Origin of the sequence: Flavivirga sp. 57AJ16, assembly GCF_028736925.1 — a bacterium.
GTDB lineage: Bacteria > Bacteroidota > Bacteroidia > Flavobacteriales > Flavobacteriaceae > Flavivirga.
In genome coordinates this window covers 13,294-25,409 of record NZ_JAQZAT010000012.1, presented here as the reverse complement: position 1 = coordinate 25,409, position 12,116 = coordinate 13,294, and the positions used below count along the sequence as shown (strand labels likewise).

12 protein-coding genes are annotated in these 12,116 nt (G+C 34.9%); 10 read left to right on the top strand and 2 right to left on the bottom strand.

All coding sequences use genetic code 11. The features are described 5' to 3' along the window. Window positions 1–26: 26 nt before the first annotated feature. The 8 genes from PQO00_RS13965 to PQO00_RS13930 are packed head-to-tail and all read left to right on the top strand — an operon-like array spanning window position 27 to window position 4,256. Window positions 27–251: a hypothetical protein gene (locus tag PQO00_RS13965; protein ID WP_274185465.1), complete on the top strand. Its 225-nt coding sequence runs from the start codon at window positions 27–29 to the stop codon at window positions 249–251. A 16-nt stretch (window positions 252–267) separates the two neighbouring features. Beyond that, window positions 268–561 carry a TM2 domain-containing protein gene (locus PQO00_RS13960; RefSeq protein WP_274185464.1) on the top strand — a complete coding sequence of 98 codons (294 nt, stop codon included), beginning with the start codon at window positions 268–270 and terminating at the stop codon, window positions 559–561. A 6-nt stretch (window positions 562–567) separates the two neighbouring features. Continuing rightward, a complete protein-coding gene (locus PQO00_RS13955; RefSeq protein ID WP_274185463.1) occupies window positions 568–1,113 on the top strand; it encodes a hypothetical protein in 546 nt (181 codons plus the stop codon). A gap of 4 nt (window positions 1,114–1,117) precedes the next feature. Continuing rightward, complete coding sequence (locus tag PQO00_RS13950) at window positions 1,118–1,543, top strand: hypothetical protein (RefSeq protein ID WP_274185462.1); 426 nt, start codon at window positions 1,118–1,120, stop codon at window positions 1,541–1,543. 41 nt (window positions 1,544–1,584) lie between these two features. Continuing rightward, the gene (locus PQO00_RS13945; RefSeq protein WP_274185461.1) at window positions 1,585–2,247 is read left to right on the top strand and encodes a hypothetical protein; all 663 of its coding nucleotides are present in this window, start codon (window positions 1,585–1,587) and stop codon (window positions 2,245–2,247) included. Window positions 2,248–2,255: 8 nt separating this feature from the next. After that, entirely contained in the window at window positions 2,256–3,386 is a 1,131-nt protein-coding gene (locus tag PQO00_RS13940; protein WP_274185460.1) for a hypothetical protein, read from the top strand. 4 nt (window positions 3,387–3,390) lie between these two features. Further along, window positions 3,391–3,894, top strand: a complete 504-nt coding sequence (locus PQO00_RS13935; protein WP_274185459.1) for a thermonuclease family protein — start codon at window positions 3,391–3,393, stop codon at window positions 3,892–3,894. Beyond that, window positions 3,891–4,256, top strand: a complete 366-nt coding sequence (locus tag PQO00_RS13930; RefSeq protein WP_274185458.1) for a hypothetical protein — start codon at window positions 3,891–3,893, stop codon at window positions 4,254–4,256. The genes PQO00_RS13935 and PQO00_RS13930 overlap by 4 nt, the downstream gene beginning before the upstream one ends. Before the next feature lie 26 nt (window positions 4,257–4,282). On the opposite strand, the gene PQO00_RS13925 is transcribed toward PQO00_RS13930, so the two are convergent. Together PQO00_RS13925 and gltB are read right to left on the bottom strand one after the other, a co-directional pair. After that, a complete protein-coding gene (locus PQO00_RS13925; RefSeq protein ID WP_274185457.1) occupies window positions 4,283–5,746 on the bottom strand; it encodes a glutamate synthase subunit beta in 1,464 nt (487 codons plus the stop codon). A 4-nt stretch (window positions 5,747–5,750) separates the two neighbouring features. After that, a complete protein-coding gene (gene gltB / locus PQO00_RS13920) occupies window positions 5,751–10,265 on the bottom strand; it encodes a glutamate synthase large subunit (protein WP_274185456.1) in 4,515 nt (1,504 codons plus the stop codon). 465 nt (window positions 10,266–10,730) lie between these two features. On the opposite strand from gltB, the gene PQO00_RS13915 reads away from it, so the two are divergent. Together PQO00_RS13915 and PQO00_RS13910 are read left to right on the top strand one after the other, a co-directional pair. Next, window positions 10,731–11,732: an outer membrane beta-barrel protein gene (locus PQO00_RS13915; protein ID WP_274185455.1), complete on the top strand. Its 1,002-nt coding sequence runs from the start codon at window positions 10,731–10,733 to the stop codon at window positions 11,730–11,732. Window positions 11,733–11,758: 26 nt separating this feature from the next. Then, the gene (locus tag PQO00_RS13910) at window positions 11,759–12,097 is read left to right on the top strand and encodes a P-II family nitrogen regulator (RefSeq protein WP_274185454.1); all 339 of its coding nucleotides are present in this window, start codon (window positions 11,759–11,761) and stop codon (window positions 12,095–12,097) included. Window positions 12,098–12,116 lie beyond the last annotated feature (19 nt).

Sequence of the window (12,116 nt, the reverse complement as noted above, 5' to 3'; positions counted from 1 at the left end):
GATTGTTAAACTTTAAAATTATAGATATGACTTGGTATAAAAACTTAGGAGGTGATTCAGGTATTGCTTCGTATGAGATTGGCGCAGATAAAATAACAATAACTTTTTCCACAAACGTATCATATGAGTATACTTATGATAGTGCAGGTGTTGACCATATTGAAAACATGAAATCTTTGGCAAAAAATGGGCAAGGACTAAATAGCTACATAAATAAGTATGTTAAAAAAAGATATTCAAGAATATTTTAAAGTTAATTAAGATAAAATGAACAAACATTATTTATTATCAAAAATCAAATCGACTGGAACAGCCTACCTATGTTGGTTCTTTATAGGTTGTCACTACGCTTATTTGGGAAAGTGGGGATTACAATTTTTGTATTGGATTACATTGGGAGGATTGGGGGTTTGGTGTATAATTGATCTATTTCATATACCAACTAAAGTTAATAATCATAATATGATGATCACTAACCGAATTGCAGAAATTGAAAAGAATGAAAAAGAAGAAATGCACTCAAGAAACATGGCAATGATCGCTGCATCAAAACATAACTAAAGAATTATGAAAAAAACAATTATCATATTATTAGTATTTATTTTAACTAATAACATCTTTAGTCAGGAAAAAAAAGAGGAGCAGTCTAAAATGTTAAATTTTGTATCACAGACTGGAGTAATCCTAAAGTTTGAAGATTATGAGTTGCCTAAAATTAAATTAAGTTATGGTACTGCAGACTCTAAAATCAGAAAAATAATAAGTGGTGATAGGCAAGAGTATTTTTTGCAAATATCAAAAAAAGGAGAATACGACACCAAAGTTGTATCCATAGCTTATGAAGACTTAATCGAAATAATAAAAGCTTTATCCACTTTACAACAAGCTTCGCTAATAGATACTTCCAACACAGCATCAGATTATCTAGAAAACAAATTCATAACCGATGATGGCTTTCAATTAGGCTATTATGTTAGTAAAAATAAATTAGTTTGGTACATGAAGTTGGAAAGATATGGTAATGGCGCAACAATTTTTTTAAAGGATTACAATACTGTAAATTCTGTATTCATAGAAGGTAAAAGTAAAATTGAGTCACTTAAACAAAGTTAATAGTATGGGACTACAAGAATTATTCGAAAGTTTTGATAAAAAGAAGAGGAAGAGCCATTTTAAAAACTTATTAGCTTTAGCGATGGCTGATGGAAAACTTGATAATATTGAATTTGATTTTATTATGGGTTTAGCCAGAAAATGTTACATGTCTCAAGATGAAGTTCAAAGGGTTATTGATTATCCAGAACAGATTAGTTTTTATGCTCCAAAAACTAATGCTGAAAGGTTTGACCAAATATATGATTTGGTTACCGTAATGCTAATCGATGGTAGAATTGATAAGAGAGAAATGTCATTATGCAAGGTGTTTGCAATAAAACTTGGATTTAGAACAGCAATAGTTGATAAATTGATTCAGGATATTATTGATAAAGCTATACTCGGAGTAGCAAAAGATGTAGCACTTAATCAAGTATTAAAGGAATAGCTCTTCAAAACTATAAATCAAATAACAAATAAATTATTGTCATGAAAAAAGCACTTACATTTTTAATTATAATACTATTGTTGTCTTGCTCTTCACCGTTAAAGAAAAAGTTTAGCGAAGAAACAGCAAAGGAAGATATCGAAGAGATAAAAACTAAAATAGACTCTTCCGAAATGGCACTTTTAGCAGGAACGATGATAAGGTTAAAACTTCAAGATGAAAAACTTGAGGAAATGACTTATTTTGAAATATTAGAAAAAGGAAAACTATGGAAAGAGGAACAAGAAAAAATTGAAACGGAACAAAGAGAACTAGCAGCCAAAGCCTTAAAGTTAGAGAATGAAAGAATTAAGCGATTATCAGAAAGCGTTTTGGTATCATGTTTTTCTAAAGGATTCACTAAGTATGATTATGAAGATTATATAACATATAAATTTATTATACATAATAAGTCTGATAAAAACATCAGAGCAATTAAAGGCTCCATTACATTCACAAATTTATTTGATGAAACTATAAAGTCCTTAAATTTGGTATATGACCAGCCCATTGATGCTGGATTAGAAGTAACTTATAATGCTCAAACAGATTATAATCAATTTACCGACAGTGACAAGGCTTTAAGAAATAAGGATCTAAAAGATATTAAAGTCGTTTGGAAACCAGAAAAAATTATTTTTGCAGATGGTACAACATTAGAATGAGACTATATATGAAAACAAATCTATTTTTATTATTTATTGTTTCTATTGCATCTAATTTCTGCTATTCAAATAGTCCTATTCTAGTTAATGAATCAACAATCATGTTAGACTTAGACCAAACTAAAGAACTTTATTTCAGTTTTGCAGAAGGTGATGAAATTATTTTCGAAATGGAAATGGTTAAAGGAAAACACATTAAGGAAGTAGAGCTAATCGAAATGCCTGCATATTCAATTTTCACAGAGTTTAAAGCTCAGAAAATTAATAAAAAGAGTATTTACATTAGAAATAAGGGCATCTATAAATTTAGGTTTTATAGCTCCTCAATTACCAGAAAAGTTTGCAAGATTAAAATTTATCGAATCCCTGCAAGTGATTTAACAAAAAACTTCAATACAAATTGGAAATGGGAAATTAAGCGAGATACAACTTATACAGCATATCAACAAGATAGTTTAGTAGGTTATAAAACCATCAAATACCAAGAAACAGTTAGAGAACTAAAAGAAAAAAAAATCGAAGAGGTATTATTCTTAGACAGGTTAGAAAAAGTACATTCTATCCTTAATCCTAATAAAAGCAGAACCTACTTAAAAGTTGACCTTCCTCAAATAGTATCATCAGAATTTAAAGAAGAAAAGCTAATAACATGGTCTTATTGGATTGGTGTTGGAAAAGAATCTCAAGAGGCATATAAAAGAAATGCAAAAATGATAGGCGATATGGCTAAAGGGTTAGCCAAAACCTATACTTCTCCTTTAGGGGCCTATGCAGTAGGTGCTGTAACAGATTTGATAGTAGCCAATACAGGTAGTGATATTGAATATTTTTTTGTAAATGATTATCAAAATGTAGAATTATTTATGAATTACCAACAGTTTTCTTTATTTGATAGAGGCAAGGTAATTAACTCCTATGGTAAAAAAGACCGTCCTAATAACGGTACTTTCTATATTTGTTTATATAATGATAATGATTTGACACCAGTTGAGGTTGATGTAAAAGTGTTAGTGGTAAAAGAAATCAAGATTTTTGAAAATATTACTTACAATAGGCAGAAAGAAGAACCACAATATGTAACTTTGGATAAAACAAGAATGAATATTAATGAAACCAAGGTTAGGGTTCCTGTAGAGTAAGTAAATGTTCAAACATTACATATCGGTCGTATTTATCACTTTTCAATCATTAGTTTTAATTGTTGATAACCAAATTCAAGATAAAGAAATTCTCGGTAAAATAGTTGGTATTACTGATGGCGATACATTCAAACTATTAAAAAAAGATTCTGTTTTAATAAAAATAAGGATAGCAAACATAGACTGTCCAGAAAAAAAACAACCTTATTCTGAGAAAGCTAAACAATTTACCTCGCAAGCTATTTTCAATAAAAATATAAAGTTGGAATCTTTAAAAAAGGATCTTTATGGCCGTTTTATATGCCATGTCATTTACGACGATTCGTTAAATTTAGGTCATGAACTTTTAAAACAAGGGTTGGCATGGCGTTACATAAAGTATTCGAAAGACAGTTATTTAAAAGATCTAGAAGACCTCGCTAGGTCAAATAAAGTAGGATTATGGCAAGACGAACATGCCATACCACCTTGGAAATGGCGGGATAACAAAAAGAAGCCTAAACCATGAAAGCCCGTAAAATATTTCTTTTTATAATATGCATCGCTTTTTCTTTTTGTACGACAGCACAAACCGTTTACATAACAAAAACTGGAAAAAAGTACCACAAAAACAATTGCAGATACCTCAAATATTCCAAAAAAGAAATCACTTTAGAAAAAGCAATAGCTTTAGGTTACCAAGCATGTTTAGTATGTAAACCGGTTACAAAAAGTGAATCGGGAAATAAAGCCTCTTCTACAAAATCTTTAACAACAAAAGAACAAACACGAAAAGTAATGAGTGTTCAGTGTTCAGGAAAAACCAAATCAGGTTCAAGATGTAAGCGAACAACTAAAAATGCTAATGGTAGGTGTTACCAGCACCAATAGCTTTCTAAACTTCAATTATTTTTTTCTTATAAAGCAACCAAATCCCCACTAACATCCTTAGAAGGCAAATTGGATTTCCCCATTAAATAAAGATCTACTTGTCTAGCTGCTTCACGACCTTCGGAAATAGCCCAAACAATCAATGATTGCCCACGACGCATGTCGCCTGCGGTAAAGATATTAGGAATATTCGTTTGGTATGTTCCGTATTCAGCTTTATAATTAGAGCGTGCATCTTTTTCAATGCCTAGTTTATCTGCTAAAGTGCTTTCGGGGCCTGTAAACCCAAGGGCTAATAAGGCTAAGTCACAAGGCCATGTTTTTTCGGTGCCTTCAATTTCTATGAGTTGCGGACGCTCACCAGGAACCATTTTCCATTCCACGTTAACGGTTTTTAAGGCTGTTAATTTACCGTTTTCGTCTTTTACGAATTCTTTGGTATTAATCAGCCAGTTTCTTTCAACACCTTCTTCATGGGAAGAGGATGTTTTTAACTGCAATGGCCAATAAGGCCAAGGCGTCGTTGGCGAACGATGTCCCGGGGGCTTTGGCATGATCTCAAAATTCACTACCGATTTCGCACCATGACGGTTCGATGTTCCTATACAATCAGAACCGGTATCACCGCCACCAATGACAATAACATCTTTATCGGTCGCTAATACTTGATCTTTAACTTCTTTGCCAAATAGTACCTTTGTTTGCTGTGTTAAGAAATCCATGGCCTGTACCACGCCATCGGCATCAATACCGGGAGTTGGTAAGCTCCGTCTTTCTGTGGCACCTCCACAAAGAACAACCGAGTCGAAGGCTTTTAATTGCTTAACATCATAATTAACACCAACATTTACATTGGTCTTAAAAGTGATACCTTCGGCTTCTAATATAGCAATACGGCGGTCTATGATTTCCTTTTCCATTTTAAAATTAGGAATGCCATAACGTAATAAGCCTCCAATGGCATCATCCCTTTCAAAAACAGTTACGGTATGGCCTGCTCTATTTAATTGCTGGGCAGCTGCTAAACCAGCGGGACCAGAACCTACAATAGCAATCGTCTTTCCTGTACGTGTTTTAGGTGGTTGCGGCTTAATCCAGCCTTCTTTAAAAGCCCGTTCTACAATGTTCTTTTCGATATTTTCGATAGACACGGGATCTTCAATAATACCTAATACACAAGATTTTTCACAAGGTGCTGGGCATAAACGCCCCGTAAATTCCGGGAAGTTGTTAGTGGAATGTAATAACCAGGAGGCTTTTTGCCACTCGCCCTGATGTACCATATGGTTAAAATCCGGTATGAGATTCCCTAACGGACAACCACTATGGCAAAAAGGAATGCCACAATCCATACAACGAGATCCCTGTTTTGTTAATTCTGGTTCACTTAAAGGAACCGTAAATTCTTTATAATGTTTTACACGGTCTTTTACGGACGTGTATTTTTCGTCTTGTCTTTCAAATTCTTTAAATCCTGTTGCTTTTCCCATGACATTATGCTGTTGTTAGTTCTTCTACCATTGGTTCTTCATTAGCAATTCTTTCCAATGCTACTTTATATTCTTTAGGCATCACTTTAACAAATTTTGTTAAGTAATTATCCCAGTCAGCTAGAATTTCCGCACCTTTTTTACTGTTGGTATAAGCTACATGCTTTTGGATAAGTTCCTTCAGTTCTGTAGCATCTGCGTTGGTAATAGGGTCAAAATCTATAGTCTCTTCGTTACATAGCCCATCTGTGAACTGTCCCGTTTCGTTTAATACAAAGGCATAACCACCACTCATACCAGCAGCAAAGTTTCTACCTGTTTTTCCAAGTACCACAACACGACCACCGGTCATATATTCACAGCAATGATCCCCAACACCTTCAACAACTGTAGTGGCCCCAGAGTTACGTACAGCAAAACGCTCGCCTGCAATACCATTTATATATGCCTGTCCATGTACGGCTCCAAATAAACATACATTACCAACAATAATATTGTTTTCTGCTAAGAAATCTGCTTTAGCAGGTTTTTTGATAATCAGTTTGGCACCAGACAATCCTTTACCCAAATAATCGTTTGTGTTTCCTTCTAAATTAAAAGTTAATCCGTGCGCACCAAAAGCTCCGAAACTTTGTCCGGCAGATCCAGTAAAGTTAATATTCAATGTGTTTTCTGGTAAACCGAGGTGACCATAAATTTTAGAAATTTCGTTACTTATAATGGCTCCAACGGTACGATTTATATTTTTGATCGGGTATTCCAGAGTCATTTTTTCTTTTCTATAAAGGGCCCTATGCGCGTCTTTAAGAATTTTAAAATCCAAAACATGGTTTAAATCATGATCTTGTTGTTTGGTGTTTTTTATAGTCATACTACTATATGCAGCAGGTCTGTGCAGGATGCTCGATAAGTCCAACCCTTTAGCTTTATAGTGTTTAATGGCTCTATTGGCATTGATTTTATGGGTTTGACCAATCATTTCGTCCATGGTCCTAAATCCAAGTTGAGCCATAATGCTTCTTAACTCTTCTGCAACGTAGTAGAAGAAGTTAATAACATGTTCTGGTGTGCCTTTAAAGTTTTTACGTAACTCTTTATCTTGGGTGGCCACCCCAACAGGGCAAGTATTTAAATGGCATTTACGCATCATAATACAACCAGAGGCTACTAAAGGAGCAGTTGCAAAGCCAAATTCCTCTGCTCCAAGAAGTGCTGCAATTGCAACATCCCTACCTGTTTTTAGTTGCCCGTCACATTCAACAACAATTCTGCTTCTAAGGTCATTTAATACTAATGTTTGTTGTGCTTCCGATAATCCAAGTTCCCATGGTAGTCCAGCATGTTTTAATGAGGTTAATGGTGAAGCTCCCGTACCGCCATCGTAACCTGAAATTAAGACCACATCGGCTTTGGCTTTTGAAACTCCGGCAGCAATGGTCCCTACGCCAACTTCTGAAACCAATTTTACATTGATTCTGGCTTCGCGGTTGGCATTTTTTAAATCGAAAATTAATTGTGCTAGATCTTCAATGGAATAAATATCGTGATGGGGCGGTGGCGAAATCAAACCTACGAAAGGGGTTGAGTTTCTTGCAGCAGCAATCCATGGCAGCACTTTTTCACCAGGTAGTTGCCCGCCTTCCCCAGGTTTTGCACCCTGGGCCATTTTAATTTGAATTTCCTTCGCATTCGTTAAATAATGTGAGGTTACTCCAAAACGTCCTGATGCTACTTGCTTAATGGCAGAGTTTCTGCTGTCTCCGTTTATATCTTTTTGGAAACGCTTTCTGTCTTCTCCGCCTTCACCAGAATTAGACTTTCCTCCAATTCGGTTCATGGCAATGGCTAAGTTTTCATGTGCTTCCCTGGAAATAGATCCGTAAGACATGGCGCCTGTTTTAAAACGCTTTACAATCTCGGTCCAGGGCTCTACCTCTTCTAAAGGAATAGGGTTTAAATTGTCAAACTCAAATAAACCACGAATGGTCATTAAGTTTTCCGATTGCTCGTTGATCGCCTTTGAATATACATCGTAACTTGCTTGATCGCTTAATCTAACGGCCTGCTGTAATTTAGCAACAGTGGTCGGGTTAAACAGGTGTCTCTCACCATTACGTCGCCATCTGTAATCCCCCCCAATGTTTAATCCCAAACGCTTATCGATTAGGTTGTCCGGATATGCCTGCTTATAGCGTTCGTTGATTTCTTTTTCAATTTCGTATAAGCCAATACCTTCAATTCTAGAAGCGGTATAAGGAAAATATTTTTCGACAAATTGGGAATTGAACCCAACAATTTCAAAAATTTGGGAACCTCTATAAGAATGCAGTGTAGAGATTCCTATTTTGTTCATGATTTTTAAAATCCCTTTTCCTATGGCCTTATTGAAATTATCAACGGCTTTTTGCTCGTCCATTCCGGTTATAAAACCTTCTTTTACTTGCATTCTGATGATCTCGTTTACCATATATGGATTTATGGCGCTGGCACCGTAACCGAACAAGGTGGCAAAATGGTGAGGCTCTCGAGGTTCTGCAGACTCAATAATAATATCAAAGTATGAACGCTTGCGTAAACGGTTCATTTGATGATTTACATAAGAACATGCTAACAGGGAAGGAATAGGCGCAAATTCCTGATTGACGCCCCTGTCTGATAATATGATAATATTGGTGCCCCTTTCTAAAGCCTTGGTCACTTGAACAATGATATTCTCTAAAGCATCTTCAAGACCGTTAAGGCCTTGGTTTTTAGGGTATAAAATCTCAATAGTTTCGGCTTTAAAGCTTTCAATGGAAATACTTCTTATTTTTTCTAGATCGGCATTTGAAATAACAGGGTTTTGGATTCTAAGTTTTCTACACTGTCTTTCTGTGATACTAAAAATATTTCGGTCCTTACCTAAGTTTAAACTAATATCGGTTACAATCTCTTCTCTAATACCATCCAATGGCGGATTAGTAACTTGAGCGAATAATTGTTTAAAGTAATTTGAAATGAGTTGAGGTCTATCAGATAAAACAGCTAAAGGCGTGTCAATTCCCATAGATCCCAAAGCTTCTTTTCCTGCAATGGCCATGGGGGTAATAACCTCTTGGATATCTTCGAATGTATAATTGAACAAACGCTGTCTTGTTTTTATATCAATCGTTTCAATGGGGCAGGTTTCGCTGGTATAAGGAACGTCTTTTAAGTGCAATCGTGTTTTATCCAACCATTTTTTATAAGGTCTTTCTGAAACAATTTTACTTTTAATTTCCTCGTCTTCAATAATGCGCCCCTTGTTCATGTCTACCAGAAACATTTTCCCAGGCTCTAACCTACCATGTCTTTCTACATCTTCGGGGTCTATTTCTACAACACCAATTTCGGACGACATGATTAACTTACCACTTTTGGTTACGGTGTATCTGGAAGGTCTTAGGCCATTTCTGTCTAATAAAGCACCAATATAGTCCCCATCTGTAAAGGGTACAGATGCAGGGCCATCCCATGGCTCCATGATACAACAGTTGTACTCGTAAAACGCTTTACGTTCCTCAGACATGGTTTTGTGTTTTTCCCATGCTTCAGGAATCATCATCATCATAATTTCCGGTAATGATCTTTCTGTGTGGGTTAATAATTCAACTACCATATCCATAGAAGCGGAATCTGACTTACCGGGGAGTATGATAGGGAATAATTTATCTATTTGAGGCCCAAAAACATTACTTTTCATGATTTCTTCGCGAACACGCATTCTACTAACATTACCACGAAGTGTATTAATTTCACCATTCTGACACATAAAACGGAATGGTTGCGCTAATTCCCAGGTAGGCATCGTGTTGGTAGAAAAACGCTGATGTACCAATGCCAAACGGGTTACTAGATCTTTTTGTTGTAAATCGGTATAATAAGGACCGATATCTTCGGGCATGATGATACCTTTATATATTAAGGTTGTTGTTGATAAACTTGGTACATAAAAATAACTGCTTTCAGAAATTTTCGATTTTCTAATGGTGTGTTCGGTAATTTTACGTGCTGCGTATAATTTGGCTTTAAAATCTGCTTCACTAATGTCTTCAGTTTTGCCAACAAAAAGTTGTTCTATATTTGGTTCAGAATCTAAAGCTATTTGTCCTAATTGTGTTGAGTCAACAGGTACTTTTCGCCATCCTAAGATAGCAAGGCCTTGCGTTTTTATTTCATTTTCGAATGTGTCCTTACAAAATTGGTATTGGTTTAATGCTTTTGGTAAGAATACCATACCTACAGCATATTCTCTTTGAGCTGGGATATTAAAATCACAAACTCTTTTAAAATAATCATGAGGGATATCAATTAATAAACCAGCACCATCACCAGTTTTTCCATCGGCACTTACACCACCACGATGTTCTAGCTTTACGAGAATTTCTAAGGCATCATGAATGATTTGATTTGTTTTATCTCCATTAAGATTACAAATAAAACCTGCGCCACAGTTTTCGTGTTCAAATTCGGGTAAATACAGTCCTTGTTTCTTCAGCATAATCAACAAATTTTGGTTTAAAAACTTGAGTTGGAGGGCTAAGGTATGGACTAAGGTTTGAATAACAATAAGGGGTATTTCATTATTCCGATTATAGAAACGAAGTTGAGATAAAAATAATTATATATCAATATTAAACGTGTTTTTTAATAAATATTCAATCTATATTTTTTAGGAATAAATACATATAAGTGAATTAATGCTAATAAATGGTCAAATGAATGAGAATAACAGCATTAAAATTTGGAAAACATTGATAATCATTCAAATAAGAGGGTTGTTAAAAATTTAAAAATATTAATAATAAACATTATACCTATAAAAAAATAGGGTAAAAAATACAATATTGATAAAAATGATACAATGACCCCTATTTTTTATAGGGTATATAATTTTTTTATATAGTTTCGTCTTGTCGATTATAAAATAAACACTAAAAAATTAATAACTAAAACGAAAATAATTATGAAAAAATTAATTACTCTTTCAGTACTTTTTATGGCAACGATTTTATATGCACAAGAAGAAACTTCCAAGAAGAAAGTATCTATAAGCGGAACCGTTGATGCCTATTACAAAACAAATTTAACGTCGACAGATAGGGCCGTCTTTGGAGATAATGCAGACGAATTTCAGTCTTTTGGTACTTCTTTTGCCGATGAGACTGGTTTTGCATTGGGTATGGCTAATATTATAGCTAGTTATGAAGGTGCAAAAACAGGGGTTGTTGCAGATGTGGCTTTCGGACCTAGAGCAGATGCTGCTACTGGGGGGTATAATTTAAACCAATTGTACGCTTACTGGAATGTGTCCGATGGAACTACATTGACTTTAGGTAGATTCAATACATATTTAGGGTACGAAGTGATTTCGCCAGCAGCAAATTTTAACTACAGTACTTCTTATTTATTCTCTAACGGGCCATTTTCCCATGTAGGTTTAAAAGCAGATTTTGCCTTATCGGACGATTTTAGCTTGATGTTGGCTGTTATGAACGCGACAGATGTTAATAGTAATACCACAGGAGACTATGCTTTAGGGGCTCAATTAGGATATGCAGGTCAGTTTTTAAACTTCTATTATGATTCTGGTGTTGTTCTTGGGTTTGAAATTGATTATACAGGTGGGTTTGATTTATCTGATGATTTCTTCTTGGGAATTAATGGTGCCTATGCAGATAATGATGGCAATGGATTTTATGGTGCCGCTTTATATCCACAACTTAAAACCTCTGATGATTTCTCTATCGGCTTACGTGGAGAATATTTTAACTGGATGATTGATGGTGCAACGGACGAGCCAAATGTGTTTGCGGTTACTTTAACAGGGAGCTATACATTAGAAAACTTAATAATAAAACCAGAATTACGATTAGATAGCAATTCTGAAGAGGTTTATTTTAACTCAGATCTGGAGCCAACAAAAAGCTTAGCTGCTTTTACATTGGCCGCTATATATTCTTTCTAACAAAACTAAAACTAAATAATACAATCATGAAGAAAATTGAAGCAATTATTAGAAAATCAAAATATCGTGTTGTTAAAGAGGCATTGCACGATGTTGGGGTGAACTTTTTCTCTTACTGGGATGTAACTGGTTTAGGGAATGAAAAGGAAGGACACGTATACAGAGGTGTGTCGTATAGTACAAGTGATATTCAACGTAGATATTTATCAATTGTTGTAAATGATGATTTTGAGGAAGTAACTATTCAGGCGATCATTAGTTCTGCTGCAACAGGTGAAGTAGGAGATGGAAAAATATTTGTATCGGATATTAGTGAATGTTACAGAATACGAACAGGGGAAAAAGGCGGGGATACTTTAAAATAATCATCATTTAAAAAAATAT